A 25,379-nucleotide genomic window follows, 5' to 3' on the forward strand; every position below is an offset into this window, starting at 1 on the left:
GTTTTCTGTTTCAACACACCACACCTGGGAGGATCACTATGAACAGACACCTGAAATCCGCGATTGCCGGCATGGCGCTGGGGCTGCTGGCAAGCGCTGCCTTCGCGCAGGATCTTGCACCGCTCAACTCCGATACCGAAAAGGATCGCGTCGACTGGTCACAGCTCGAAGCGAAGTACGGGGCGTTTCCAAAGATCCCGGAAGGCACGCGCGCGGGCGGCGTTTCCAAGACGCTGACCAACGAATACTGGCGTTCGCTCGGCGAAGGCTACAAGTCGTTCGGTGAAAAGGCCGGCGCGACCGTTGCCTATCAGGCAGCGCAGAGCGAAGGCGACCAGCTGGGACAGCTGACGATCGCAGAAGGCATGGTCACCACAGGCTTCAACGTCATTCTCGTGTCGCCGCAAACCGACGCGAACCTGCAGCCCGTCATGGAGCAGGCCAAGGAAGCCGAAATTCCTGTTGTCAACGTCAATGACGCGGTCGTACCGCAGGCCGAGCACTACGTCGGCAACGTACAGCGCGACAACGGCGTTCGTGTTGCAAAGTGGTTCATCGAGAACCGCGCGGAAGGCGGCAAGGTTGCCGTCATCGAAGGCCAGGCCGGCGTCTTTGCGGCCGTCCAGCGTACCGCAGGCTTCAAGGCAAAAATCGGCGAGAATTCCAAGTTCCAGGTCGTTGCCAGCGTTCCCGGCAACTGGGATCGCCAGCAGTCCTACGACGCTGCCACCAATATCCTCCAGCAGAACCCGGATCTCGTCGGGTTCTACTGCAACAATGACGGAATGGCGCTCGGTGTGATCGAGGCCGTCAAGGCCGCAGGTCTTCTCGGCAAGGTCGCCGTGTTTGGCACGGATGGCATTTCCGACGCCTACAAGTCGATCGAAGCCGGCGAACTGACGGGCACCGTTGACAGCTTCCCGGTCCTGACAGGCGAAGTGGCGATGGAAACCGCCTTGCGGCTCGTTGCCGGTCAGAAGCTGGCACGTGTCGTTGCGACACCGCAGGCGCTGATCACCAAGGATAACCTTGCCAAGTACAAGGGCGACGGCATCGATATTCGCCAGGTGCTGATGAAGGATGCTGCCAGCGCGCAGTGATCGCAACAAGAGCCGGTCCCTTCAGGATCGGCTCTCCTCCTTTGATGAAAGCACCGAGATGACGACAACGGCTCGCCTCAGGTTCGAGGGCATCACCAAGACCTTCCAGAGCGCCAAGGCGCTCTCGGATGTGTCCTTCACCGTCAAGCCTGGCGAAGTTCACGCTCTTCTCGGCGAAAACGGCGCGGGAAAATCGACACTGCTGCGCATTCTCTCCGGCGTCTCGCCGCAAACCAGCGGCGAGTTCTTCGTCGATGGGAAACTCGCGACATTCAAGAGCCCGGAAGATGCGCGCCGCGCTGGCATCGCCATGATCCATCAGGAACTGCAGCAGATCCCGAACCTGACGGTCGCGCAGAACATGTTTCTTGGTCATCCGCTGAAATATGCGGGTGGACTGCTGGTCAATCGTCGCGAGCAGGAAAAGCGCGCGGCGGCAGCGCTTGCCATGATCGATCCTTCGATCGATCCGTCGACGCCGATCAAGGACCTCAAGGTTGCGCAGCGCCAGATCGTGGAGATTGCCCGTGCGCTGCTCGAGAACGCCAGGATCGTTGCCATGGACGAGCCGACGTCGAGCTTGACGCCGGCCGAGTTCGAAAGCCTGGCCGTCGTCATCCAGAAGATGGCGGCCTCGGGCGTTGCGATCATTTACGTCTCTCATAAAATGGATGAGGTCTTTCGGATCTGCCACCAGGGAACCGTCATGCGGGACGGCAATGTGGTTGGCACGGTCGACCTGCGCTCCGCGGTGCAATCAGACGTCATCGCGATGATGGTCGGCCGCGAACTTATGCAGGAAGAGCACAAGACGTTTCTGAAGGAGGACGTTCGCGTCGATGTGCGCAACCTTTCCTCCGCGGTCACGCATGTCCGCGACGTCTCCTTCACAGTCCGACGTGGCGAAGTGGTCGGCGTTGCCGGGCTGGTTGGCTCGGGACGGACAGAACTCCTGCGCCTCATCGCGGGCGTCGACAAGATCGGGTCCGGTGACATCAACGTCGATGGTCGCGCATTGAAGCTGACAGGTCCGCGCTCCGCGATCGACGCCGGTATCGGTTTGTTGCCGGAAGAGCGCAAACGCGAGGGCATCATCCCCATGCGCCCGGTTTCGGTCAACATGGCGCTTCCCTCGCTTCGAAAGTTCGCGCGGGTCGGGATCGTGCGCCACTCGGCTGTCAACAAGAGCGCCGAAACATTGCTGAAGCGGGTAAACCTGCGCCCATTCCAGATTGATCGCCCGATCAAGCTGTTCAGTGGTGGCAACCAGCAAAAGGCGATCATCGCCCGCTGGCTGGCCGCCGGTTCCGAGATCCTGCTGTTCGACGAGCCGACGCGCGGGATCGATGTCGGCGCGAAATCCGAGATCTACCACCTGATCGAAAATCTTGCCGCTGAAGGCAAGTCGATCATCGTCGTATCTTCAGAACTTCCAGAAGTCATCCGGCTGTCGGACCGCGTCATGGTCATGCGCGACGGGCGGATCGCCGCACAGTTGGAACGACACGAAATGACCGAACAGGCCATTGTTTCGCACGCCGTCGGCGATCGCGAGCCAAACACAGATTCCTCGATGCAGGAGCACGCCCATGTCTGATATCGCCGCCGAAATGCCAAAGCGTTCCCCGAAACTCTTCAGTTCGTTCTCATTGCGTGATGCAGGCACACTCATTGGTCTGATCCTGATCGTGGCAGTCTTTGCAGCGCTGGTGCCGGGCTTTCTGTCTGAGCGCAACCTGATCAACATTCTCCAGCAGTCGAGCATCAATGCCTGCATCGCGCTCGGCATGACCCTCGTCATCATCTCCGGCGGTATCGACTTGTCGGTCGGTCCGACGGCGGCAATCTCCGCTGTGCTCACAGCGACACTGCTGGTCTCAGGCGTTCCCGTGCCGGTGGCGCTTCTGGCCGGCCTCGGCATCGGCGCGTTCTGCGGTCTGGTGAACGGCGTTCTCGTCGCCTATGTGGGCCTTCAGCCGTTCATCGTCACGCTCGGGACGCTCAGCACCTACCGAGCCATTGCGCTCATCTATACGGGCGGTAATCCCGTTCTCGGCGTGCCCCAGGGCTTCCGGTCGCTGTTCAACGGCAATATTGCCGGCATTCCAAACTCGGTCATCATCGTTGCTGTCGTTGCCTTTGCGGCTTGGGTTCTTCTCAAGAAGACGCCGATCGGCGACTATCTTCTGGCCGTGGGTGGAAACGAGGAAGCTTCCTATGTCGCAGGCGTGCCGATCGCACTGACGAAGATCACGGCCTATGTCATCTCCGGCGTTCTGGCGGCACTGGCGTCCTTCATCCTGATCGGTCGCCTCGGGGCTGCCGAGCCCATTCTTGGGAACCTCTGGGAGCTGGACGCGATCGCGGCCGCCGCCATCGGTGGTGCTTCATTGATGGGCGGCAAGGGGTCGATAGTCGGCACCATTCTCGGTGCGATCATTCTCGGCGCCATGCGTAACGGTTTGACGTTGATGAACGTCCAGGCTTTCTATCAACTTCTCGCAACCGGCCTTATAATTCTTGTCGCAATGATGATCGATCGCGCGACAAGGGGACGGGGATGAAATCCGACAAAATGGATCCGAAGGCAGTTGGCCCGCGCATTCGCATGCGCTTGCCACTGCTGACACCACTCGAAGCACGGGTTGTTGAAACCGTGTTTGCGCTGCGCAGCTTCAACGACGACACATCGTTGAAGGAAATCGCAACCGATGCCGGTGTCTCGGAAGCCATGGTCGTGAAGATTGCCAAGAAACTTGGATTTGCAGGCTATAGGGAGTTTCGCAACGCTGTGTCGCAATACAACAGCTTGCCGACCGCCGAAATGCACCAGGAACTCTCCGTCGAGGACACCTCCGAGGAGATTATCCAGAAAGTGTTTCGCACCTCGATCCATGCGCTCGAGGAAACGCTTTCGATCATGGATGTGAAAGCGTTCGATCGCGCGGCCGACCTCATCCACGGTGCACGTTATCGGGACTTCTACGGCGTCGGTGGTTCGGCACAGATCGCACGCGACGCAGCGCACAAGTTTCTTCGAATCGGTGTCCGCGCCAGCGTCTACGACGATTCCCACATGATGCTGATGTCGGCTTCGCTGCTGGGAGGCGACGACATCGCGGTCGGGTTCTCGCATTCCGGCAATACGATGGCCGTCATCGAGGCGATGCAGACGGCGCGGCGCAACGGCGCCCGAACGATCGCGATCACCAACTACAATGAATCGCCGCTCGCCCAGCATTCCGACGTCGTTCTGTGCTCGACGGCACAGGGGTCGCCGCTGATGGGCGAAAATGCAGCCGCTCGTATCGCCCAGCTCAATATTCTCGATGCGGTGTTCGTTGCCGTGGCACAGCGCGATTACACCGCTGCCGAAAACAATCTCGAAAAGACCATGGCGGCCGTCGCCTCCAAACGGAAAGACAAATTCCTATGACCGCATCCAACCCCGCTGTCGTCGTTTTCGGCAGTCTCCACTACGACATCATCGTCAAAGGTCCGGCACGGCCGCGCAAAGGCGAGACAGTCACCGGCTCCGCCTGGAACCCGGCATGTGGCGGCAAGGGGGGAAACCAGGCGGTTTCCGCAGCCAAGGCCGGCGTGCGCTCGGCAATGATCGGTGCCGTGGGCGATGATGACTTCGGGCATACCCTTCTCGACAATCTGGCAGCAAACGCTGTCGAACTGGACCACGTTCGTGTCATCGAAGGCGCAGCATCGGGAATGAGTGTCGCGATTTTCGACGCCGAAGGCGACTATGGTGCCGTTATCGTCTCTGGCAGCAATCTTCAGCTCGGCCAGTCGGACGTGGCACAGGGTGCACCTTTGTTCCACGCCGGAAATATCCTCGTCCTTCAGAACGAAGTGCCGGATGCCGCGAATGTGCTTGCGGCTTCCGCAATGAAAAATGCCGGCGGCCGGGTGGTTCTCAACGCTGCGCCGGCAAGAGATCTGTCGCCAGAACTTTCAGGGTTGATCGACGTTCTGGTCGTCAACGCCGTCGAAGCGGAAGCGTTGGCTGGCGGCGGAGAGGTTGAAACGCTCGAAGACGCGATCACCACGGCACAGGTTCTTGCACAATCATTTCCAGTGGCGGTCGTTACCGCAGGCGGCGAGGGCGTCGCATTTGCCGAGCAAGGCGGAAACAAAGGGACCATCCCGGCTATCAAAGTCAAGCTCGTCAGCACTCACGGGGCAGGGGACGAGTTCATCGGTGTTCTTGCAGCTCAGATGCTGCAGGGAGAAAGCGTAACGACCGCTCTTTCTGCGGCCAACCAAGCCGCGGCACTCCTTGTGAGTTCGCAGCGATGATCTTTCAATTATGTCCTCGGACAGCACGTCTCAGAACTCCTGATCTTCTAATGCGTTGTTTTCTTGGCTTGTTTTTGTGTCAACGAGCCAAGGCTGGTTCGAATCCTTTCAAGAGCACGCTCAAAGATCGGGCCAATACTAGAAGGCTATCCGACACTCCTAGCTAATCAATCCCAAGCAGGGAGATTCTTCCAATTGGACGGGAAGCCCATCGCGGCCTGGTCTGCCAGCGGGCATGAATCCATCAGTCTTGCAATATGTTCGCGCCATTGGTTGTTCGGTGCAACGATATCCATGAGATACCCGAGAACTGCAATGGTATTGTAGACTCGTCCCTGCGCATTTCCATTCATAGCCAGCTTTAAGCTCGCAGGTGACGTCGGCACAATCATCTTTACCGTCACCTGCTTGTTCCAAAGTCGGCCGTGATGGGCACAGATGTTACGGATGTATGTCAGGTGATGGGCGAGCGAAACCAAAACCGATTCATCCAACCCGTAAACCTTGGCGATCGCCTGTCGATCCGGTCGGTTCTTTAGATTATTATACCACATCGAGAGTTGCCCCAACGATATCACTTCGGCTGTCATCCAGATCGGTGGGTGCTCTGGATCATCGTATTTGCTCCTGTAGTGAAGTATGAAGGTATCTTTCGACCTTGCCAGATCCTCAATCAATTTGGCGAAGGCTTGGGCATATCGATCGGGCCGGTGATAGAGACCAGGATCGAGATAGCCGTGTGGCCCGTATTTCATGGCAAGGTGATGTGCCCAGCTGCCTCGCAAGGATACTTCAATCCTCTCGATCGCATCCATCACGAGGAGGCGCAGCCGCCTATCAAAAATGTAGAGCTCCAGGACTTGGGCGAAGGAGGTTCCAGCTCGAAACCCATGCGTACCACTAGCGTGTGGCGCGTCCTCGAATGGCAACCAGTAGGCCCGTAGCCGATAGTAGCTTATATGCTGGAGGCAATGGGCAGCGTGGGCATAATCTGGCACGGCCATTCCCCTCGCTTCTAGCAAGGCGATTTGGTTGGGGATGGAGACGGAGGGCTTTTCGAACTTCATGCCATTTCATAGGCGGATTCGAATAGCTATAAAACAAAAAACCCGCCGGGGTGCGCAGTTTCGGAACCGAGGTTCCGTCCGAGGCGTGGCGGGTGTTGTTGAGCAACGATATGGAGCAATCCTGTTAAGAAAGCAACAATGGAAGGGTAAAAAATGTACCCATCTATGTGCGTTGCAGGCCAAGCCATTGATGCTGAATCAAGATTTCTTGCAAGGGGAGATCTGACCAAAATCGAGCGTATCCTCGGGGTCTGGCCAACGACAGGTGACTGCCAATTGTTTGATGGAACAGTTGTCGAGAGAAGCCGTCTGCCTGGCACGCCCCCGGCCGGCCGGGTCCATCATGAGCAGCAAAACCAAGCCGCGTGAGGTGGCGGCCGGCCATCACGACAATCCTTAGCAAGTGCCTGTTTTCAAAAGCACTCGTTCTCGATGAGCGAAGCTGCATCAACGGGGTCGGCGGTTCGATTCCTTTTCAAGGCGCCCGATTTGGACCGGCATCCGGGCCCGCATAGGACTTTGGCAGACACTGGAAGAAGTCATGAGAGCAAGCTGACCAAGAATTACGGGCACTAGCAGGTGACGACAAGGTCCGACAGCAAAGTGTCAACGGGATCGGGGCTAGGGCTATCACAACCCTTCGAACCTTCGGTCAGCATACTGGATCGCTTTATACAACAAAGCGTAAACTGCATATTTGACAAGCGCGTCGTGTTCCCTCCATGCTGCTACAGCTGAAGAAGCCAGTGCTCTGGTAGTTGCCAGAGCACTGGCTGAGATCATCGCTGCGGCAGGGCAATATTGCTATCGGTGGTGCTCTTCACTGGTTTTTCGCCGGGAACGTGAGACATGCTGCGGGTCGTGCTCTGTAGCTCGTCACCTTTGACCCGCGTCTTGGTCTGCGACTTGCTAAACGTTCCCTGATCCACTGCCTGCGCCTTGGACTGCGCTCGCAGTTGGTTCGGGTTCTCGTTCACCATCGTCCGGCTTTTCGCGTTGCCATCGCCTGTGGCGGCGCTGCCGCCCGAGGCGATCGATGCGGACATGCCGTCGTCTGTCTGGCACGCGCCTGCGGTGCCGAGTGTACTAGCGGAGGTTCTGCCAGCTGCGGCACTACCGCCGGAGCCGACAGTGCCCGCCGCGTTACAATCCTGTGCGAGTACTGGCGTCGTGAACACCGATACAAGGAAGGCAAGGCCTGCGATCGAGTTGATCTTCAACATGATGTTCCTCCTATTTCAGTGGTTTTGTTACGTCGCAAGTTCCGTCAGAGCGGCGCGTGATGATGGTGCCGTTGGGACGTGTAATGCTGGCTGTGGAAAACGAATGAGTGCCAGCCGTCCCGCTGGTGACGGACGAGCCGGCACTCGAAGATGTCGAACCGCTACTCGAATGCATGGTCGTCGTTTTGCCGTCGATTGTTGTCGACGACGAGACGCTGCCGCCCCCCGCTGTGACCGACGTCGAGGTCCCATTGCCCACCGGGCCGCTGCTTTCGATAACGGTGCAAGTCGTCCCGTCGTTCAGCTTGATGCTCTCATTGGCGAAAGCCGTACCAGCAACAATAACCCCTAAAATCAGGGGTAAGGCGAAAGCGCCGTTATGTGAGAATGATGCCGAGGTCATCCCTGGTCCTCCAGATAGGGGCGGAAGCGAACAGCTTCCGCCCGGTGTTTGAATCAGCACGAGGCGCCATCTTTTTTGGCCTGGCCGGGAGGGCAGTCCTTCTTTCCTTTGCCATGCTCATCGCCCGATGCACCGGCAGCGCTGCCACCTGTGCCGACTGAGCTTGCAGACTGGCCACCGCCGGCGGATGTGCCGCCTGTGCCGAGCGTCGACGCGGAACCCGAACCACTACCGGAGCCTGCAGCCGAACCGCCAGTGCCAACCGAGCTGCTGGATTGACCGCCGCCAGCAGAGGTGCCGCCGGTACCAAGTGTCGAGGCGGAGCCCGAACCACTACCGGAACCAGCCGCGGAGCCACCGGTACCAACCGAGCTGCTAGACTGACCGCCCCCCGCAGAGGTGCCACCAGTCCCGAGCGTCGAAGCAGAGCCCGAGGCGTCCGATCCGGCCGTTGAGCCGCCAGTGCCAACGGAGCTGCTGGACGTTCCACCGCCAGCGGATGTGCCACCCGTGCCAACAGTGCTGCTCGACTGGGCGTAGACTGACATTGTAGTGCCTGCAAGAAGAGCGGCTGCGAATGCAAATCGTGTCGCGGTGTTCATGATGATCTCCTCTATTTGTTTCCTCGCTTCCAAGCTCAATCTCTTGTGAAGCTGGGTGATCAACAAGCTCTCGGAGACGCTGTTCCCTTGTGAGGGCTTCAGTCGGAAGACGTTGGGACCATTGGTACCAAAACTTTGCGACCTATGGTGACCCGCGACGAGGAAAGGTCGAATAGCGGGAACCGCACGGCATTGTTGGGTATTTTCCGCTGACTTACCGAGGAGGCAACTGTGGAAGAGAGTGTCTATCAGGCCAGATGGTTGCTCGTCGCAATACTGGTGCTAACAGGTGCGACGTTCGCCTTGGGAGTTGTCGCTTCATAGAGCAAGCTAGTCAGGACGGCTTGTCGGTACGCCACAAATTGTCTCGTCGCGTGCATCGGTTCAGATAAGGTTGACGTAGAGAAACGGGACGTAGGCAGGAGAAACTCCAGTGGTATCGCGCCGGCAATTTATCATGGGAATATGTTGGTCGAAGTTAACCTGCTCCCTTTCCTCATCACGGGTCGCATTCGGTGGAGTCGCTTTGCTTCTTGAGGGTCGAGGCGCCTTGGCACAGAACGGCAATGGCAATGGTGGCGGGAATGGCAATAGCGGCGGAAACGGCGGCGGTAATGGGAACGGGGGAGGGGGTAACGGGAACGGAGGGGGTAACGGAAATGGCGGCGGTAAGGGGAATGGCGGTAACGCGAGCGCCGGTTCTGCTAACGGGGCTTCAGCAAATGCTGGTCGCAAAACAGGCGACGACGTAAACCCTCGCACGGGGGATACGATCAACCGAAGCGGCGAGGGCGTTGAGGTGCGTCACCGCAGCGGTATCCGAGAGGTCCTCACCGAAAGCCGTTATGTCATGCGCGACAGAATCGGACGCACAATCATAAGCCGTTACCCGACCCCTGCAGACAGGGCCAGGATACGGTCCATGCTAGAGTAGACCAATCAAGAGCAGCGAGCCGCTCAAGCGGGTGGTCTCGACCGCTGCCATTTCAGGGCCGCCTCCGTGCGATTGGATACGTGGAGCTTTCCGAATATACGTGTCATGTGATGCTTAACCGTCTTTTCGTGAACACCGAGTTGTCGAGCAACAACCTTGTTGCTCAGGCCAGTCGCTATCAGATCCATAACTTCCCGCTCGCGTAGGCTTAAAACACTGCCCTCGCTGGCTTCCGTTATTAATTTCACGCTCAAGGTGGGAGCTAGATAACGATTTCCGGCGGTGACCGTGTTGATGATTTCGGCCAAACCAGCCGGGCCGACGCCCTTCACCGCATATCCGCAGGCTCCAAGTTGGAGAGCCTTACGCACGTGGTCGCTTTCTTCCGATGCAGTCAGTATGACAATTTTGATTTTGGGACTGTTCTCGGTAATGACCTCTACTGCTTCAAGTCCCCCTCCCGGCATCGAGATGTCCAACAGCATGACGCTGGGACAGAGCTCTTTAGCGATAGTGATTGCGTCTTCTGCAGATGCTCCCTGAGCTACGACGTCTATGCCGAGTTCTACGAGCGTCTTAATGACCCCAGCGCGGAACAAGGGGTGATCGTCAATAACTGCCACTCGCAAATTGCTCATATTGCCTCCATTCCATCTAACTCCAACTGCATCGTAAGCTTGGTTCCCGCAGAAGATGTGGCTATATCAAACCTACCCCCTATGCTCTCAATACGCTCCTTCAACCCGAGAAGCCCGAGCCCACCCGAGCTTGTTCGGGTTGGATCGAAGCCTGGCCCTTGGTCACTTACAGCGACCGTCAGAGATTGGCCGTCACTCCATTGCTCCACACGCTGGCCCTTACCACCGGCGTGTTTCCAGCTGTTGTTTAGGGCCTCCTGCACGAACCGATAAACGCATATTCGTGCCGACGGCGATAACTTCGAAATTGAGCAACCCGAAACGATCTCTACTCCCGCTCCGGTCCGTGACCTGTAACCCGAGACAGCCCGTTCCAAGAGTTCATCGAGCGGAGCGTTTTCAACGTCGGGCAACACTAGCCCGCGGCAGATGGCACGAACCTCTCGTATAGCCTCGTCCAGGCTTTGCTTTATTGTATCGATTTCTTCCAACCTATCCGGTGCGGGTCGGCGACAGTCTCGCACATTTGGGCTGTCAATCCGCATGGACGCATAAGACATCAGCTGTATTGGACCATCATGAAGGTCGGCACCTACGCGCCGCAGAAAACGCTCATTCAAAGCCGTCGTGCGTTGCGACGCCCGCTGAACGCGGCCCGCAAGATCCCTATTTTGCACAAGCAACTCGCCAAGTTCGTCGACACTGTCGTTCAAAGTCGTCTTCTGGTCTTCGATCGTCCGGCTTCCCCGGAGGACAATTAAGGAGAGAATGACAAAAAAGGAAAGCGTCGATACCATTATCACCAGCCAGGTTTTGATCCTGGCCGAGCCGAGACTTGCATTCAGCTCGTCGGCCCGCTCGTAGAACTCGGCAACAGCAACAACTTCTCCGGACCAAGGTTGATAGATGGGGTTGTAGATCTCCAAAATAGGTTTTTCGGACGCGACTGCTCCCCTTGGATCCTCATCATCGTCATGCTCGAACTCAGCAACCATGTTACCGGAAAAGGCGTGCCGGAGGTCGTTATCCGGAGGAATGACCTTCCCCATAATGCTCTTGTCGTTTGAATAGAGTACCGTGCCGTCACCTCGCCACAGCCGGAACGATAAGAGCCGGTTCGCAAGCGCACCTTGGCTAAGTGTTTCGTCCAAGGCGCGTTCAACTGCCTCATCGAGTGGTTGGGTGGAGGTCATGTCCGGTAAAATGGGGGCGATTACACTATCAACGTAAAGAGCCGTCGCAGCCGCCGTATTCTGTGTGACGGCGTGAGATATAAAATCGGTTACGAAGACGCCGACCGCAAACATAGCCACGAGCGTCACCATCCCGCCAGCAACAACGAACTGCTTAGCCAGTGACAAAGCGTTGAAGGCTAGAACCAGCGCGGACAATTTTCAAAACCATGTTGATCGTGGCAGCGATATTTAACGCCAAGCGGACCGCATTCAATGGTCCTGCGCTTAAATCAATGCGCTCAAGCGGGCTCCCGACCGCGAATAGTTTGTGTGGGAGGGACATAAGAACACCTGCGCTAGACCTAAGTCCCAAGCTGGAACGGTTAAATAGGAAGTCTCGTTGGTTACTGCATGGAAAAAAGTGGAGATCTCAAATGGGTTCTGACCTCTGGGAGCAGCCAGTGGAAGTGACGGTCGACTGCGGCGATCATTTCAAGAGCATTCGTAACTGTCGGGACGCGATCGCATACATGATGACCAGTTGGCCAAGCCAAAGGAAAACTTCGTTCTCTTTCGCGAGAAGGCTCTGTTTAAAAGCGATTGATGGTCGCGCGAAACCAGCAGACGCGGCAGCCGCGTTCAAATCGGCGGCAAATGATGCTGGGCTTATTAAGTAGTACGTCGTGTCACACGGCATTAATTACTGGTTTTTGAGATAGGCAGCTATGTTCCCGTCCTTCGATACTCTTGAGCCGAACGACCTGGCTCTGTTACGGGCAGTGCTAGAGGACGTGTGTCGTGAGAAGGGACTCGCTTTCGAAGGTCCGCAAGCTCGAATATTGGCCCGCGAGCTTACCGAGTGGTATCTCTTCGGGATCCGCCATCCTCACCAACTCAAAGAGATGCTCGAACCGATTTGCTGACTACTGCAAGTCGTTAGAGTGTACGCCTTTTCGCTGACGACATGCGATGAAATAAATGCAGTAGTCAGCTAGCTTACAGAAGGGAAGTTGATCGACTGTTTCGCGGAGAGGGACCAACCTGCCGTCTTTGGCGACACAGATCCACCAAAGCACTGCACCCAGTCGCCCCGCATCATGAAGCCGTACTCGTCGTTATCAGCATTGCCTTAGGCCTTAAGCGGTGTTCTTCTCGAACATTGTCCAACCGTGGCGGGTCGTGCTGAAGACTACTGCACTGACTTTGAAAGCATGAATGCCCTGAGAGCTGTACGCTTGCGATTTTGCGCCAATGGCGGTCATCAAAAAGCAGCTGGGTAATGTTGGATAAGTGACTGTTCAGCCTGGAACTTAAGGATGGAATAGCGGTCTCAGAGTGCGGGTGGTCTCAATGGCCACTTCTGACCCCACATTCGCAGTTAGGGCGGGCAGACTCTGTAGACAGTCGCTGACAGTCTGGGCACTGTAGCGAACACGCCGCCCCTAGCAGTAGGGCGTTCATGCTTCGAGCCAGGTCGCTAGACCATCTAGCGTCTGCAGCCCATACTCAACCGCACCAAAGCCGATGACTGTCTGGCGGCGTTCACGGCTCGGGTGCAGCTGGCGCATGGTCAGCACGGTCTTCCCGTCAGTCTGCTCATCGAACGTTATCATCATGTAGAAACGCTCCGGATCGTTTGGCTCGGGAGTGCCGTAGTCCACCACGATCAGCTCGTTCGGCACGATCTTGAGAAAACGCATAAGGTTGGGAAGCGCTGTGTTTTCCCTTCAAACACACCCACCATGTCGAAGCACCATTCCCCGCCTCCGCGGATATCGGCCTTTCGGTTCTCGATGGTGAGGCCTGCCGGACCGTACCACTGCGAGAGCGCTTCCGGGTCCATCCAGGCGGCAAAGACCGTATGGCGCGGGTGCTTCAGAACCTTCACGAGCACGATCTCGCGGTCGAGCGACCAGGTGTCAAACAGCTTTCCCATTGTTGTTCTCTTTTTCGTTGTCCAGATAGGCTTCCAGTCGATTGAGTCGCTCGGCCCAGCATCTACGCTCCGCTTCCATCCAACTTGCCGCCTCCTCAAAGCGTGCTCGTTCAAGGCGGCACCAGCGGCTGCGCCCGCGCTTCTCGCTGGCGATCAAACCACAATCCTCCAGCACCTTGAGATGCTGGGAGAACGAGGGGAGCGTCATGCCAAAAGGCTCAGCCAGCACGCTGACAGGCATCTCTCCCTCGGCCAGACGCGATATCACAGCCCGGCGTGTCGGGTCGCTGAGAGCATGAAATGCGAGGTCGAGCGGATTCGAATGAAAAGGCATGCATTTCGGTAAAGCGGCAGCCCAGGTCAGTCAAGAACAAAAAGGTACTTGCCTTAGTGTCCGCGCACTATTACATAGGCAGTTACCTTAGTGACCCGGAGTACCCATATGGCAGTTCGCGTCGATCTTCTTGTCTCTCTTGATGGTTTCGCAACGACCACAGACCAGACGCCAGACAATCCGTTCGGACAAGACTAGTCGCGCCTCACGGGTGCCTATATCGCAACGAGGACCTTTCAGGAGCGTGTGCTGCGTGACAACAGCGGCAAAGGCACAACCGGCATCGACGACGACTATGCGAAGGACTACTTCGATAACATCGGTGCCGAGATCATGGGTGCCGGCAAGTTCGGGCTGCACAACTTTCCCGATGATCCAAACTGGAAGGGGTGGTGGGGTGACGAGCCGCCTTTCCACTGCCCGGTCTTTGTCCTCACCCATACAACGCGGCCGTCAATCGAAATGGCTGGCGGCACCAATTTCCACTTTCTCGCTGCGACCCCGGTTGCAGCGCTGCAGCTTGCCGTGAAGGCCGCAAATGGCAAGGATGTACGGATAGGTGGTGGACCGACCGTGGTGCGTGCTTTTCTCAAAGCCGGACTTGTTGACCATCTGCATGTGGCGATCGCTCCGATTCTGCTGGGAGGAGGCATACGCCTCTGGGACGATCTGCGCGGCTTGGAAGCTGGCTATGATGTGAAGTCGGAAACTGCAGAAAGTGGGACGATTCACCTTACATTTTGCCGCTAGATGTCGAGGAACGGGGAGAACGAAGGCTCAGGGCCCAAGAACGAAAGCTATCACCCGCGTCGACGGGTTAACGATGACTACCCGCTTGTCGATAACTACAAAATATTGATAGCTCCGATGAGTGGGAACGATCTCTACGACCGTTGGCGGAAACGGATGCAGTTTGACTGAGCTGGGAACCAAAGCACCGGGGGCAATGTCAAAGGTGGGACTCTCTTCTTCGGTCTTCTCACCGGCGATAATATCCCGGATTGCTTGCTTAAGCTCGGCAGAAATCGCCAGTGTTCCTGGCTCGGGTGAGGGATCAGTCGGCTTTGGGTTCGGGTGGTTGGATTTTACATTGGCAGAGATGTTCTGGCTGTATTTCACAGTGTTATGGGGCGCCGCGTGCCATCGATACGGCTGGCTGCGAGGCTGAGAAGTGGAAGCTACAGCCGAGCCGGCACTCCTGGCCTTTTCGAGTAATTCATATTCTTGCGCCGCTAACGCCTGGGCTGGTTCATTGGCGACCGCGCTACATAGCATCACCAATGCGAAGACTTTCTGCATGTTCTCAATCCTAGTACGTTGGCTTCGCTTGTGACGCACGAAGGCTTTCGCGCTCGCAACTGGTGCAGTATGGCTCTTGGTATCTGGCTACCGATAGCTTGTCGGGTCTCATCACTACCGACATTGTCGACGGGGGCCGCCACTGACAGGCTGATAAGTGTTATCGTTCACTCGATATGAGCGATATCGAGCAAAGCAAGACTGCACGCGAACCGTATCTCCGGGAGAGAAACGATCGACGCCAGCAACCTGTTGGGAAACCTCTATATCGTTGGTGCTGAGCTCTTCAAACGGATCCTCCGCGTAAGGCTCTTCCGAGATTGTTCGAGCATCAGCCGGTTCAAACGGATGTCTGCTTTGGTATGGCGAATTGCATTGCCGTCGCCCGCCGCTGAATGGCGTGAAGGAATTGTCGCGTGGTCTGTAAGAGCGATATCGGCTTGCACACCATTCCAGGTGCTCAAATGTCATTTCCCGAGGCTTGTCCTCGCTCGTCGCTCGGGCTCCACCGGACAGGCCAGGCTCGGGGAGGTCGAGGATAAGCTCACTATCTTGGATGTCCATCCGCACACTGGGCTCTAGACTTGCCTCGATAATGGACGATACCGGCTGGGGGCGGTCTGCCGTACGTTCAAGGTACTGCGCGGCCCTATCGATCTTCACCGGGTTAGTGGTCCAAAGTTCGGAGACATTGGCGCTCGCCAACGGAGTTGGAGTGCGTGTCGTCCAAAGTGCAGTCGCGGATACCATTCCCCCGACAAACGTTGTGACAGCAAGGACAGAACCTCCGAGAAAGATCATAACCGCTTTCATCGTGCAACCTTCTTCTTGGGCGTTTGCTGTCAGAATGCGGAAGGAATCGGCATGTTCCCGACGAATGTAGTATCGGGACTTAAGTCCCAATCATCAGCTGGCGACGCGGTCTGCGATGGCGTGGGACGGAAGTCTGTTCGCGACAGAGCTTCTTTATTGGCGTTCCGTGTGCGGGAGTTGGAGTCGATAGGAGTTGGGGTGAACCGATAGCCGACGCTCATTGCGCTGGATAACTTGCAAGTTCGATAGAGGTGTCGTGAGGGACGACAGACGCCAAACTAATTTTGTCTCGTGCCATCTACCCCAAAAATCGGCGCGTTGGGACCAAAGCCCAACCGAGTTGCGACCGAGGTCCGAGGACGGAACTGCGAATGAGCGACCTCGTTTCAAGCAGGTCATTAGGCTACTCAAAGGAGGAAAGTTATGTCACTGAAACATATCGTGCTCACAGCCAGCGTCGTATTGGCCGCAGGCGCTTCTTTCGCGCAGTCCTCGACTGTAAATGGCGCAGCTGGAGGCGCTGTAACAGGAGCAATCGTCGGGGGGCCAGTCGGCGCAGCTGTCGGCGGCGTCGTCGGAGCCGTTGCGGGGACAGCGATTGATCCGCCCCCGGAACGTGTTGTCAGCTATGTTCGCCAGGCACCCGCTCCGACGGACACAGTTGTCGTCCAAGAGAAAATAGTCGTTGGCGAAGCACTGCCGCAGACAGTGGTCGTGCAGTCTGTTCCAGATAATCCAAAGTACTCCTACGCGATCGTCAACAAGCAACGGGTGATCGTGGAGCCGGCTTCACGCAAGGTCATTCAAGTGATCAACTGAGCTCCATGGCTGGCCGCCGCTTCTCGAAGGCCAGCCATTTTATTTGGATAATAGGGGAAGAGATGAGATCTGCAGCAATTTCAATAATGATCATGATGACGGGCATTGCGGCAGCGCTTGTTTTCGTAAGTAGCCAATCAAAACCCGCGGCTACGCGCGTGTTCCTTCCAGAGGCAATGACGGCAGCTCTCAGCCACGGTCAGCAGACAACTGCTGCGACGGCGCGGTAGTGCTGACGTCTACGTTTAAAGGAAAAGAGCAACCGGCCATCATCGTGAGTAAGTGCGTGGTTGTGCACCATCGCTAGCGACGTCACGTTGGGAGCATCGAGAGGTAATTTCAAAGAGGGGTTGTGAACACGCGTTTGGCGCGTTGATTCAGCGGCATCTCATTTGACTTCAGCACCTCGGATGTCCGGCCACACGGGCGTTAGGTCAGTGATGTTCTTAATTAGCTTTTGACAGATCGACGGGCGGTGCGAGCGCTTCCTTGATGAGAGTTCCGAGAACGTTGTGAACAAACTGCGCAGTGCTGAGGCTCATTCGCATCCGGTTTGTGACATCAGCGATCGCCGCATCTTTTCCATCGGTAATGCCAGCCGCAAGGGATAGGTAGACCAGTCCGTTCAATTGCCGAGCTTCTACTATAATATCAGCGAAGGTGACAGGCACGCCGTTATCACGAATATCGAAGTTGTCGTTGCCTATCCCAATCTGCCGGCCGCTTGTAATGGTTACCCGCGTATCTAATTTCTCACCCATCTTCGCTCCTTTGTTCCATACCATGCGTGACCGAAAGTGAATGTTTAAGTCGCCCGTCCGATACCTAACCTGGCCTCGCTTGTGCGGGGCTTTTGGAAGGTAATGAGAAGGATCAAGACCGCGAAAATCTTTATTAGTGAGTAAACACTAATAAAATAATTTCGCAATAAGCAGCGGTAAGTGTTGACGTCTAATATACCGTGTTCCTTACGTTCGTTTTTACCTCCCACTTCTAAAAACAACGAACACGCTGGGGGGACGACTTTGACTATACGAAATATCTTACAGGATCGCGGTGGCAACTTTGGTATGATTACGGCTCTTGTGGCGACGCCGCTGATCATAGCTGCCGGTGGAGCGATCGACTACACCTTGGCAACCCGCGAGAAAGTTAGCATACAGGGTGTTGCCGATAGCGCGGCGCTCGCTGGCGCACGCGTCTTCAACGGAACGAATGCGGGTGCTGCTAAGGTTGCAGCTGAACGCTTTCTAGCGGGTTACGCAAAGAGCTTGCCGGCCGGTATGACATATAAGGTTTCCATGACCGGGCAGACAGTGCTGGTGACCGTTAGCGGTAGCTCGCAAAATGCTTTCTTGGGGATGGTCGGCCTGAAGACCATTCCTATTGGTGTCGCTGCCTCGGCCATAGCGCCGATGAAACCAAAGTCAGTCACTTTCACACCCACGCAAGCCCAAGGCTTCTGGTACAAGAAAGTATCGATCCTTGTTACACGGGCTGGCAGCTCCGCAGAGCAAGCCATTGGAACCGTTGTCTATCAACCAGAGACACAGCAAAATTCCGGTCAAGGGGATATGACGATATCTCCCGGAGAGGAGTTCGAGCTAGGAAAGTACTCCAAGCTCGTGCTGCAGATGGAAGTTAAGCAAGACGGATGTCCGCTTGAGTACAAGGCGAAAGTGCACCCGAACAAGGACGTTTTCTGCGAAAAGTTAGGCAAGGGTCAAGCTGGATACACCGCCTCGCTGAAGTACGACACCGTATTGCGTACTGACGATCCCAATACTAGCCACTACCTGTTCGTGGACAAAGTGCAGATGCCCAAGAATGCGGCTAGCCCACTGGATAAGATCCTGGAATGCGATCAGAAGGTGAACCACGCGTGGGAGGACGGCGGCGGGTTTGAGCGTCAAGACTTCTTCTACACTGCTGAGTCGATATGTGCTCCAGACGGAGAGTTCGTTCGCCTAACACGCTAAATTCACGCATAATCATAACTACAGGCGACCGTGTACGATCAAACCCGCTTGGGTACCAAACTTCGCTTCGGCTGGGAAACGCCCGCAAATGCTTTGAACCGTCCTCCGATGTTGATGCGAACTTCTGCTTGTGCTCACAACTTTGATATGAGGCCCGGCGCACACGTGCAGCGTAGTCAGCAACGCCAGGCCTCCGCCGCGGGAGGGGGTCCGAAGGGGCAACCGCGACGTATCTGAAACTTATCGACAAAAGCTCTAGGCGCCAATTGGCAGATCTAGCCATCAATGAACAGTAGACGCGGTGAACAAACTCCGGGAATTTGAAGAGCGTCTGACTGTGTCATCAACGACCCGCGTGAACTGGAACTGAAGGAATTGTCTCCGCGTTCCATCGTGATGAAAAAGCAATCGCGCATGCCATACAAGGTCCTCGTCATTGAGGATCAATTCCTCATAGCAGCTGCTGCCGAACAAGCTATCGCCGATCTTGGCTATGAAGTTGTTGGTGCTGCAGCGAGCCGTAGTCACGCTCTGGACTATGTGGGCAAGACAGATATCGCACTCATAGACCTAAATTTGCTGGATGGTGCGAGCGGCTTGGACATAGCCAGGGATTTTGCAAGGACCGGGACGTCAGTGGTTATTGTAACAGCCAATCCAACCGCCGTTCCATCGGACACAGACGTAGCGATCGGCGTCTTGACGAAACCTGTTGACGACGTGTCGCTATCCAGGACTCTCAAGTATTTGGTCTCCAGGATAGAAGGCCGGGCGATCCGCTGCCCTCGCGAGCTCCATCTCTTAACAGGTGCTCCTACCTCCGAAGACTAACGAGACATCGTTTATCGTAGCTGTCGCCTCTCTATGCTGTGGTTTGCCGACCGACGAGCTTATTTTGCCACTTCTCGTCCAACATCATCACATGCAGGAGACGCTATGACGGCGATACGTCAAAGCAGCCTGTTTTTCTTTCAACTGAGTTGATCAGGTCAAAGGCGTGTGTTGTACGATTGCCGATTGCGGAAAGTGCCAACAGCATATTGCCTACATATTTCGAGAGCATATCGAGCATCGTCAACGCGTTATCGACCGAATTTCCAGCGGCTGTATTGTCAAAAACGCACCACGTTTCCGGAGCCAACAGGTTCTGAAAAGACTTGATCTCGTCATTGGTGTAGCTGTAATAGTAGATTTTTGGCTTGCCATGCAGACGCAGGTACCGCGGCGGGCTTCCGAAATCATGCGGCGGCCATACCTTAGCGGGGTCGGCAAGAACTCGTTCCACATTGTAAGTCTTCAGCAAATCCATCTGCGACATCGGCTCTGATCTCGTGGCGACAGCGAAAGCGAGGCGCCGCCGCACATCTCGACGCAGATATTGAGGAACAATCGGTTTTTTCTCTTGTTGAGGGGGCCTCTGCAACCAGCGAACATCAGGAGATCGACATGATCGTTCACGGAGAAGAAGCATCCGCACCATCGGCTGAGGATCTGAAGCAGAAGATCAGCGACGACATGCAGTCCGTTTCGGACTTCGCCCGCAAGGAGGCGTCGACCGTTTCGGCCAAGGCGAAAGAAGCAGCGAGCGACCAGAAGAACATTCTTGCCGCAAAACTTGGCGGCATCGCAGAAGCCATGGAGAAAGTGGCTGGCGAACTCGAAAGCGGTGATAACCGCGACATCGGCAAGCTAACCCGCACTCTTGGCGATAGTTTGCGCAGCGCTTCTGACCGGATCCAGGATCGCAGCATCGGTGAAATCGCCAACATGGCTGAGGACTTTGGTCGCAAGCAGCCGCTTGCATTCCTTAGCATTGCGGCAATCGCCGGCCTCGCAGCCAGCCGTTTCCTCACGGCCTCCGCGCCCAAGTCCGGCACAGTCAAGTCCGGTCCAGTGCAAAATCATGCGTCCGCAGGCCAGGCGCCAGCGCACAACACGCCATCGACCTATGTCGCCCCAACTAGCCTTGCTAACACGGAGGGCCGTGCCCGTGACTAATTCAACCGAAAACCGATCCCTCCCTGAACTGGTGACAGGCTTGGTTGGCGACATCTCCGGCCTTTTCCGCAAGGAAATCGAACTTGCGAAGACCGAAGCCTCGGAAAAGATGTCCCATGCGCTGACGGGCATCGAAGCCTTCGCCGCGGGCATTGTTCTCGCGATCTGCGCCGTGGGCGTTCTCCTGGCCGCACTGGTGAAGGGGATTACCGCGCTACTGGTCTCGCAAGGCATGACCGAACCGAACGCGGACGCTCTGTCATCCGTCGTCGTCGGCGTCGTTGTCGCCCTCGTCGCCTGGGGCCTTGCCTCGCGCGGACTGAAAGCCCTGAAAGGCGAAAATCTCAAGCTTGAGCGCACCTCTGCCTCGTTGCAGCGCGATGCACAGATCGTAAAGGATAGAACCTAATGGCCCATATGTCAGACAATTCCCGATCTGCCGAAATCGAGCAGGAGATCGCCAAGGACCGCCAGCGCATCGAAGAGCGGCTCGACGCTATCCAGCAGCGCATGTCACCGGGACAGCTGGTCGACGAGGCGCTCGCCTATGTGAAGTCGAGCGGCGGAGGCGAGTACGCGTCGAACTTCGGCGCTGCAGTCAAGAACAACCCCATTCCGCTTGCCCTGATCGGTGTCAGCCTAGCATGGCTGATGGCTGGACCGAAAACCAACGTTGCCTCCTATGCGCAGAGCTCGGAAGAAAGCTACCCGCTTGCTCCGACCAGGGGCGAGTTGCGCCGTATCGGTCCGCCGGAAGCCGACGGAGACGTCCACTACAGCCATTTCAGTGACGCCGGCGGAAGCCGCTACAAGGCGCTGACGGACCAGACCGGACGCCGCGCCGGCCACTTCGTCGACGCCACGGGCAAAACCTTCCGCGGTTTCGCGGATGCCTCGGGTCGTCAGATCCACGACATTCGCGACGAGGCAGGAAACCTTTTTGACGAGGCCTCGGGTTGGGTATCGAGCACTTGGCAGAGCATTACCGGTACTGCCAGCAAGGCTGGACAAGGGCTGTCGAATGCAGGCAATAGCGCCAGCGAAATGGGCTCTCAGCTCAACGACGCTGTTCTGAAGCACTTCAAGGATCAGCCACTCGTCGGCGGGGCGATAGCCTTCGCGCTCGGGGCTGCAATCGGTGCCGCACTTCCCCATACCCGTGCGGAAGACGAAGCGCTGGGTGAGACGTCGGACCGGTTGAAGGACAGCGTATCCTCCGAGGTCTCCAAGACGGCTGACAAGGTCGGCGATGCGGCATCTGAAGTCTATCAGAAAGCCGTAAATGTTGCCTCCGACGTTCATGACGTCGCTCGCGAGAAAATCGTCGGCGAAACCGGTTTGGCTGGCTCAGCCGAAACGACGAAAAACTCCGCGGGCAGCATCTGATGTTGCCGGCCTGCCCGTCAATCTTGCCGGGCAGGCCGTTTCATAAGAAGTACGGCCTTAAGCCAGGCTCAGTTGTACCATGTGCCTCCCGAAGCTTCAGCGTTTACGGCTGCGAGGTGAGCAACCTTCGATATTCTGCTTCTGGCGTTCCGTATGCTTCCCCTGCGATATGTTCCAGAAGTGTGCGATCAAGGACGGTCACGACGCTACGCTCAGAGCGGATTGCACGTTTGCCTTCCAGTTTATGCAGTGCATCGGTAACACTCGGGCGCCTTACGCCTAGCATAAGGGCAAGGAAATCATGTGTTAGCGTTAACGTGTCGCCCAAACGGTCGTGAGACATAAGGATCCAACGCGCCAGACGTTTCTCAACATCAAACCTTCCATCGGCAAGCGCCGTGGCTGCGATCTGGATCATGAACACATGAGCATACTTGAGTAGGACTGCCGACAAAGAGACGCTCTCTCCTATCAAGCGACGAAGCGTTGCCGCTTCAATCCTGTGAGCCTCACCTGCACCTTGCATGAAGGATCGGTGTGGGGAACTGAATGACCCTAGAATGACGGGAATACCAGAGCAACCCTCACGACCTATGCATCCAACTTCGATCTTGTGGGTTCCGGCTACCGCAATCTCTGACGACAATCCGCTTTCGAAGAAGTAGACGTGAGAAATTGGAGTATTCGGCTCAAAGAGTACGTTACCCTGGTTCAGGCTAATAAGCTGGAGATGCGGTCTTAGCATCTCCAGGTCGTTCTCGGGCATATTTTGCAATAGCCCATTGGATGTCCAGGTCAAAGTTGCCTCCGTGCAGTGCTTTCAACGCTTGAGATAGAGACCTTGACGCGCATGTCCATACGACACGCGAACGGTGGAAACATTTGCTATGTATTTTAGTTTGGGTGCCACACGGGAGTAGAGACCTTGCCTCGGTATTTCTTTAATATACGTTCTGGCGACGTGCTAAATAAGGATCCAGAGGGCGAAGAGCACCACACCTTGGCGTCCGCGGAGAACGAAGCAATCCAGTCAGCTCGAGAAATCATGGCAGAGGCCGTCAAGTCGGGTCGTTCGACCGCGAAGGGCAAGGTTTTCGAACTTACAGACGTTGCGGGTAAAGTTCTCTCGTCGATTGCATTTACAGACGTCCTTCAGGTACCTGACGACACGTCTGCTACGGAAACAGAAGAAAGAGACTGAGCGACGCAAATTTGCGTAGTTTGTTTCCAAACGACGGTAAGAGTGTTTTTGAAGCCAGGCGACGGCCCAGATACAAAGACCTAGCCAGGAATCGACGCATCTGCAATGTTCGAGGAACAGACAGCGGCAAGCCACGGCCTTGCGGCGGAAGCCGAGGAGCTCCAGAGGCTCTTGGCGCAGTTCACTTTAACTGAGCAACCGCGGGCACAACAGGCTCGCTACGGCCGAGCTGCTTAAGGTAAGCATAAGAGGTGTGTGAGCCACCTAGTCAAGGTAAGGACGGGCTAGGGGATCCGCAGACCCGTCCTTAAACCAGCTTCGGATACTTCTAAGACCGTTCGAATGCAATAATCGAGACTAAGTCATGTCCAAGGCGACGTCACGTCGCCCCGGATACGATGCCATCGACTTGGGGGCTTAGGATTTTCCAAGAGGCCCTATCCCGCACCTTACTTCAGACTTCTAATCGTGCTGTAGATGATATTGCGGTTGGTCCCGAACCAGACGCGGGCATCGACTGTCTCAGCACCCGCGCTGGCATTGACGATACGCCACATGTCTGCCTCCGAACGCTGCAAGAGCTCCCAGTTCATATAGGATTCCATATAGCCGTCGTCAGACATCTCGTCGGAAAAGTTAGCGAACAGGAATACTCCGCCCGGCTTCAGCATTTCGATGCATATCTGCGTAAGTTTGATCGCGACTTTGTCGCTGAGATAATCGTAGAGCCCAGCGGCGTAAATCAAATCAAATGTTCCGAGTTGATGCTTTCCCGTGAGGAGCCCACGCACCGATCCATCGATTGGATCGACGGACGTCCCTTTAAATTGTCTCATGATTGATCCGATGCTTTGGGGATCCTGATCAAGGGCGACCCATCGCTTGATTTCGCCTTTTGAAAGGGCCGTCGATGCCTCCGCTTCCCGGAGGTGTCCGGCGGCAATCGCCAGGATTTCAGTATCCGAGGCGGTCCTCGCCGCGGTCTCATCGACGTAGCGGGTTAGAATGTCTCGCCTTTCCCTAACCGCAACCGGCCCTGGTGCGTTAATTGTGTACTCAAAGATCTGAAGTCCGACAGGAGTCGCCTTGGCGAGTTCTTCAGCTACCGCTTCATGTCGATAGATGAAGTCTATCAATCCGGCATCTCCCGAATACCCACGCGGCTTCTCGAACGACCATCGGGTAAAGGGGCACTGCTGTAATACCCGCGCTGAAGGATGCGCCTGTATGATGGGGACGAGCATCTGCCAGACTTCGGGCCCTGCTTTTTGCCTGATATCATGCAGTTGACCGATCAACCATCTGGTCATCTCGGGTAGATCCTTCCCAGCATCCAACCGCTGCATGGCAAGGTTTATGACAATGGCAAACTGAGCTGTTGCTTCAGCTAGAAGTTCTGCCTGGTTGGTCGGCTTTTGAGAGATAAGACTGTCGCTGACGGATTGCGGCATGATCAAGCTTTGACCGTCAGGAGAGAAAAGGGGCTGGGCCAAGAAAAATAACCTCATGATTAATCGAATGTTAATACATTGTTAGATTTCTCACCATTTCCTTCAGGTTCAAGGATTAATGCGGTGTCCCACATCGGGACAGTCACGTGTCACCAACTTTTAGACATTGTTAAATAAGGTTCGGGTTTAATGCTCAGCCTTCCAGGCGTGAGCCGGTTATCGTTTGTCAATGCGGGGACATGTCGTTACCGACATAGAGCGGCGGTCCACGACGCGTAAGCTGCAACCGAATTGGGTCTTGGGTCATGCTGCACATGTTTGCCGAGGCAGGTGCCATCGCTGCAGGTAAAACTTCGTCGCCAGAAGAAGACCTTCGTAATTTGTACGTGCGTGAGAGTGAGCACGGCAGAAGACGCGTCACGCGCAAAGGCCTATGGATAGCCGTTGTCGCGTTCCTTGCGTACTCTCTTACCGACTACCTCTTTATTCCCGACGTCGCTTACTACACCGTCGTGGGCCGTCTCGTCGTTGGGGTCTGTGCCTTAGCGATCTTAGAGGTCTTGATCAACGTCGGAGCAAGATCCGGCCTGATCGACACTGTCGCGGCTACAGCCGTATCCGTAGCCTATCTTGTTTGGATTCTCACTGCACAGATGTCCAGTGCTGTGGAGGCGCTCTCCTACTACATGGTTTTCGGCGCCATCTTCATG

The 25,379-nt window shown here is 56.2% G+C and carries 24 protein-coding genes and 3 pseudogenes; 14 read left to right on the forward strand and 13 right to left on the reverse strand.

Annotated elements, in window-relative coordinates; all coding sequences use genetic code 11:
- The first annotated feature begins 38 nt into the window (after positions 1-38).
- The 5 genes from ASF70_RS03130 to ASF70_RS03150 are packed head-to-tail and all read left to right on the forward strand — an operon-like array spanning position 39 to position 5,411.
- Entirely contained in the window at positions 39-1,100 is a 1,062-nt protein-coding gene (locus tag ASF70_RS03130) for a substrate-binding domain-containing protein (RefSeq protein WP_062577353.1), read from the forward strand.
- 58 nt (positions 1,101-1,158) lie between these two features.
- The gene (locus ASF70_RS03135; RefSeq protein ID WP_062577533.1) at positions 1,159-2,697 is read left to right on the forward strand and encodes a sugar ABC transporter ATP-binding protein; all 1,539 of its coding nucleotides are present in this window, start codon (positions 1,159-1,161) and stop codon (positions 2,695-2,697) included.
- Positions 2,690-3,664: an ABC transporter permease gene (locus tag ASF70_RS03140; protein WP_062577356.1), complete on the forward strand. Its 975-nt coding sequence runs from the start codon at positions 2,690-2,692 to the stop codon at positions 3,662-3,664. The genes ASF70_RS03135 and ASF70_RS03140 overlap by 8 nt, the downstream gene beginning before the upstream one ends.
- Entirely contained in the window at positions 3,661-4,536 is an 876-nt protein-coding gene (locus ASF70_RS03145) for a MurR/RpiR family transcriptional regulator (RefSeq protein ID WP_062577358.1), read from the forward strand. Before ASF70_RS03140 ends, ASF70_RS03145 begins: the two co-directional genes overlap by 4 nt.
- Positions 4,533-5,411, forward strand: a complete 879-nt coding sequence (locus ASF70_RS03150) for a ribokinase (RefSeq protein WP_062577360.1) — start codon at positions 4,533-4,535, stop codon at positions 5,409-5,411. The genes ASF70_RS03145 and ASF70_RS03150 overlap by 4 nt, the downstream gene beginning before the upstream one ends.
- A gap of 167 nt (positions 5,412-5,578) precedes the next feature.
- Here ASF70_RS03150 and ASF70_RS03155 read toward each other — a convergent pair whose 3' ends face one another.
- From ASF70_RS03155 to ASF70_RS03180, 6 genes are all read right to left on the reverse strand, one after another.
- Positions 5,579-6,478, reverse strand: coding sequence for an Abi family protein (locus ASF70_RS03155; RefSeq protein ID WP_062577361.1), 900 nt, complete (start codon positions 6,476-6,478; stop codon positions 5,579-5,581).
- 779 nt (positions 6,479-7,257) lie between these two features.
- Positions 7,258-7,701 carry a hypothetical protein gene (locus ASF70_RS03160; protein ID WP_062577363.1) on the reverse strand — a complete coding sequence of 148 codons (444 nt, stop codon included), beginning with the start codon at positions 7,699-7,701 and terminating at the stop codon, positions 7,258-7,260.
- Positions 7,702-7,711: 10 nt separating this feature from the next.
- Complete coding sequence (locus ASF70_RS23415; RefSeq protein WP_082471717.1) at positions 7,712-8,104, reverse strand: hypothetical protein; 393 nt, start codon at positions 8,102-8,104, stop codon at positions 7,712-7,714.
- Positions 8,105-8,157: 53 nt separating this feature from the next.
- Positions 8,158-8,706, reverse strand: coding sequence for a hypothetical protein (locus ASF70_RS23420; RefSeq protein WP_082471718.1), 549 nt, complete (start codon positions 8,704-8,706; stop codon positions 8,158-8,160).
- Positions 8,707-9,663: 957 nt separating this feature from the next.
- A complete protein-coding gene (locus ASF70_RS03175) occupies positions 9,664-10,278 on the reverse strand; it encodes a response regulator transcription factor (RefSeq protein ID WP_062454599.1) in 615 nt (204 codons plus the stop codon).
- On the reverse strand, positions 10,275-11,669 hold the full coding sequence (locus tag ASF70_RS03180; protein ID WP_062577368.1) for a sensor histidine kinase: 1,395 nt from the start codon (positions 11,667-11,669) through the stop codon (positions 10,275-10,277). Before ASF70_RS03180 ends, ASF70_RS03175 begins: the two co-directional genes overlap by 4 nt.
- A 218-nt stretch (positions 11,670-11,887) precedes the next feature.
- Between ASF70_RS03180 and ASF70_RS03185 the strand changes: the two genes are divergently transcribed.
- Positions 11,888-12,130, forward strand: a complete 243-nt coding sequence (locus ASF70_RS03185) for a DUF982 domain-containing protein (protein ID WP_062577370.1) — start codon at positions 11,888-11,890, stop codon at positions 12,128-12,130.
- A gap of 780 nt (positions 12,131-12,910) precedes the next feature.
- On the opposite strand, the pseudogene ASF70_RS03195 reads toward ASF70_RS03185, so the two are convergent.
- Both ASF70_RS03195 and ASF70_RS03200 read right to left on the reverse strand, forming a co-directional pair.
- A pseudogene (locus ASF70_RS03195) lies at positions 12,911-13,389 on the reverse strand (SRPBCC domain-containing protein).
- On the reverse strand, positions 13,373-13,723 hold the full coding sequence (locus tag ASF70_RS03200; RefSeq protein ID WP_062577372.1) for a metalloregulator ArsR/SmtB family transcription factor: 351 nt from the start codon (positions 13,721-13,723) through the stop codon (positions 13,373-13,375). Before ASF70_RS03200 ends, ASF70_RS03195 begins: the two are co-directional and overlap by 17 nt.
- A 108-nt stretch (positions 13,724-13,831) precedes the next feature.
- On the opposite strand from ASF70_RS03200, the pseudogene ASF70_RS03205 reads away from it, so the two are divergent.
- A pseudogene (locus ASF70_RS03205) lies at positions 13,832-14,473 on the forward strand (dihydrofolate reductase family protein).
- Between the two features lie 27 nt (positions 14,474-14,500).
- Here ASF70_RS03205 and ASF70_RS03210 read toward each other — a convergent pair.
- A complete protein-coding gene (locus ASF70_RS03210) occupies positions 14,501-15,022 on the reverse strand; it encodes a DUF1236 domain-containing protein (RefSeq protein ID WP_062577374.1) in 522 nt (173 codons plus the stop codon).
- A gap of 1,236 nt (positions 15,023-16,258) precedes the next feature.
- On the opposite strand from ASF70_RS03210, the gene ASF70_RS03215 reads away from it, so the two are divergent.
- Complete coding sequence (locus ASF70_RS03215) at positions 16,259-16,654, forward strand: DUF1236 domain-containing protein (RefSeq protein ID WP_062577377.1); 396 nt, start codon at positions 16,259-16,261, stop codon at positions 16,652-16,654.
- 446 nt (positions 16,655-17,100) lie between these two features.
- On the opposite strand, the gene ASF70_RS03220 is transcribed toward ASF70_RS03215, so the two are convergent.
- Positions 17,101-17,415, reverse strand: a complete 315-nt coding sequence (locus tag ASF70_RS03220) for a hypothetical protein (RefSeq protein ID WP_062577379.1) — start codon at positions 17,413-17,415, stop codon at positions 17,101-17,103.
- A gap of 264 nt (positions 17,416-17,679) precedes the next feature.
- Between ASF70_RS03220 and ASF70_RS03225 the strand changes: the two genes are divergently transcribed.
- Together ASF70_RS03225 and ASF70_RS03230 are read left to right on the forward strand one after the other, a co-directional pair.
- Positions 17,680-18,633: a TadE/TadG family type IV pilus assembly protein gene (locus tag ASF70_RS03225; protein ID WP_156461732.1), complete on the forward strand. Its 954-nt coding sequence runs from the start codon at positions 17,680-17,682 to the stop codon at positions 18,631-18,633.
- A 414-nt stretch (positions 18,634-19,047) separates the two neighbouring features.
- On the forward strand, positions 19,048-19,464 hold the full coding sequence (locus ASF70_RS03230) for a response regulator (protein WP_062577382.1): 417 nt from the start codon (positions 19,048-19,050) through the stop codon (positions 19,462-19,464).
- Between the two features lie 103 nt (positions 19,465-19,567).
- On the opposite strand, the gene ASF70_RS03235 is transcribed toward ASF70_RS03230, so the two are convergent.
- Complete coding sequence (locus ASF70_RS03235; RefSeq protein ID WP_082471721.1) at positions 19,568-20,113, reverse strand: DUF72 domain-containing protein; 546 nt, start codon at positions 20,111-20,113, stop codon at positions 19,568-19,570.
- Here ASF70_RS03235 and ASF70_RS03240 point away from each other — a divergent pair.
- Genes ASF70_RS03240 through ASF70_RS03250 form a run of 3 tightly spaced genes read left to right on the forward strand, consistent with a single transcriptional unit; the run spans position 20,080 to position 22,017 of the window.
- A complete protein-coding gene (locus tag ASF70_RS03240; protein WP_062577386.1) occupies positions 20,080-20,631 on the forward strand; it encodes a hypothetical protein in 552 nt (183 codons plus the stop codon). The two genes, ASF70_RS03235 and ASF70_RS03240, sit on opposite strands and share 34 nt — an antisense overlap.
- A complete protein-coding gene (locus tag ASF70_RS03245; protein ID WP_156461734.1) occupies positions 20,624-21,040 on the forward strand; it encodes a phage holin family protein in 417 nt (138 codons plus the stop codon). The genes ASF70_RS03240 and ASF70_RS03245 overlap by 8 nt, the downstream gene beginning before the upstream one ends.
- Entirely contained in the window at positions 21,040-22,017 is a 978-nt protein-coding gene (locus tag ASF70_RS03250; protein WP_156461735.1) for a DUF3618 domain-containing protein, read from the forward strand. Before ASF70_RS03245 ends, ASF70_RS03250 begins: the two co-directional genes overlap by 1 nt.
- A gap of 103 nt (positions 22,018-22,120) precedes the next feature.
- On the opposite strand, the gene ASF70_RS03255 is transcribed toward ASF70_RS03250, so the two are convergent.
- Both ASF70_RS03255 and ASF70_RS03265 read right to left on the reverse strand, forming a co-directional pair.
- The gene (locus ASF70_RS03255) at positions 22,121-22,816 is read right to left on the reverse strand and encodes a Crp/Fnr family transcriptional regulator (RefSeq protein WP_062577389.1); all 696 of its coding nucleotides are present in this window, start codon (positions 22,814-22,816) and stop codon (positions 22,121-22,123) included.
- A gap of 851 nt (positions 22,817-23,667) precedes the next feature.
- The gene (locus ASF70_RS03265) at positions 23,668-24,711 is read right to left on the reverse strand and encodes a class I SAM-dependent methyltransferase (protein WP_082471740.1); all 1,044 of its coding nucleotides are present in this window, start codon (positions 24,709-24,711) and stop codon (positions 23,668-23,670) included.
- Positions 24,712-24,974: 263 nt separating this feature from the next.
- On the opposite strand from ASF70_RS03265, the pseudogene ASF70_RS24510 reads away from it, so the two are divergent.
- Positions 24,975-25,379: pseudogene (locus ASF70_RS24510) on the forward strand (GGDEF-domain containing protein); the annotation flags it as partial.

Source organism: Rhizobium sp. Leaf321, assembly GCF_001423215.1.
In the GTDB taxonomy this organism is placed as follows: Bacteria; Pseudomonadota; Alphaproteobacteria; order Rhizobiales; family Rhizobiaceae; genus Neorhizobium; species Neorhizobium soli.

What these genes read in the sequence shown, in the direction of transcription:
- ASF70_RS03130 (WP_062577353.1), top strand. Translation starts at nt 39, where the DNA reads ATGAACAGACACCTGAAATCCGCGATTGCCGGCATGGCGCTGGGGCTG.
- ASF70_RS03135 (WP_062577533.1), top strand. Translation starts at nt 1,159, where the DNA reads ATGACGACAACGGCTCGCCTCAGGTTCGAGGGCATCACCAAGACCTTC.
- ASF70_RS03140 (WP_062577356.1), top strand. Translation starts at nt 2,690, where the DNA reads ATGTCTGATATCGCCGCCGAAATGCCAAAGCGTTCCCCGAAACTCTTC.
- ASF70_RS03145 (WP_062577358.1), top strand. Translation starts at nt 3,661, where the DNA reads ATGAAATCCGACAAAATGGATCCGAAGGCAGTTGGCCCGCGCATTCGC.
- ASF70_RS03150 (WP_062577360.1), top strand. Translation starts at nt 4,533, where the DNA reads ATGACCGCATCCAACCCCGCTGTCGTCGTTTTCGGCAGTCTCCACTAC.
- ASF70_RS03155 (WP_062577361.1), bottom strand. Translation starts at nt 6,478, where the DNA reads ATGAAGTTCGAAAAGCCCTCCGTCTCCATCCCCAACCAAATCGCCTTG.
- ASF70_RS03160 (WP_062577363.1), bottom strand. Translation starts at nt 7,701, where the DNA reads ATGTTGAAGATCAACTCGATCGCAGGCCTTGCCTTCCTTGTATCGGTG.
- ASF70_RS23415 (WP_082471717.1), bottom strand. Translation starts at nt 8,104, where the DNA reads ATGACCTCGGCATCATTCTCACATAACGGCGCTTTCGCCTTACCCCTG.
- ASF70_RS23420 (WP_082471718.1), bottom strand. Translation starts at nt 8,706, where the DNA reads ATGAACACCGCGACACGATTTGCATTCGCAGCCGCTCTTCTTGCAGGC.
- ASF70_RS03175 (WP_062454599.1), bottom strand. Translation starts at nt 10,278, where the DNA reads ATGAGCAATTTGCGAGTGGCAGTTATTGACGATCACCCCTTGTTCCGC.
- ASF70_RS03185 (WP_062577370.1), top strand. Translation starts at nt 11,888, where the DNA reads ATGGGTTCTGACCTCTGGGAGCAGCCAGTGGAAGTGACGGTCGACTGC.
- ASF70_RS03200 (WP_062577372.1), bottom strand. Translation starts at nt 13,723, where the DNA reads ATGCCTTTTCATTCGAATCCGCTCGACCTCGCATTTCATGCTCTCAGC.
- ASF70_RS03210 (WP_062577374.1), bottom strand. Translation starts at nt 15,022, where the DNA reads ATGCAGAAAGTCTTCGCATTGGTGATGCTATGTAGCGCGGTCGCCAAT.
- ASF70_RS03215 (WP_062577377.1), top strand. Translation starts at nt 16,259, where the DNA reads ATGTCACTGAAACATATCGTGCTCACAGCCAGCGTCGTATTGGCCGCA.
- ASF70_RS03220 (WP_062577379.1), bottom strand. Translation starts at nt 17,415, where the DNA reads ATGGGTGAGAAATTAGATACGCGGGTAACCATTACAAGCGGCCGGCAG.
- ASF70_RS03230 (WP_062577382.1), top strand. Translation starts at nt 19,048, where the DNA reads ATGCCATACAAGGTCCTCGTCATTGAGGATCAATTCCTCATAGCAGCT.
- ASF70_RS03240 (WP_062577386.1), top strand. Translation starts at nt 20,080, where the DNA reads ATGATCGTTCACGGAGAAGAAGCATCCGCACCATCGGCTGAGGATCTG.
- ASF70_RS03235 (WP_082471721.1), bottom strand. Translation starts at nt 20,113, where the DNA reads ATGGTGCGGATGCTTCTTCTCCGTGAACGATCATGTCGATCTCCTGAT.
- ASF70_RS03250 (WP_156461735.1), top strand. Translation starts at nt 21,040, where the DNA reads ATGGCCCATATGTCAGACAATTCCCGATCTGCCGAAATCGAGCAGGAG.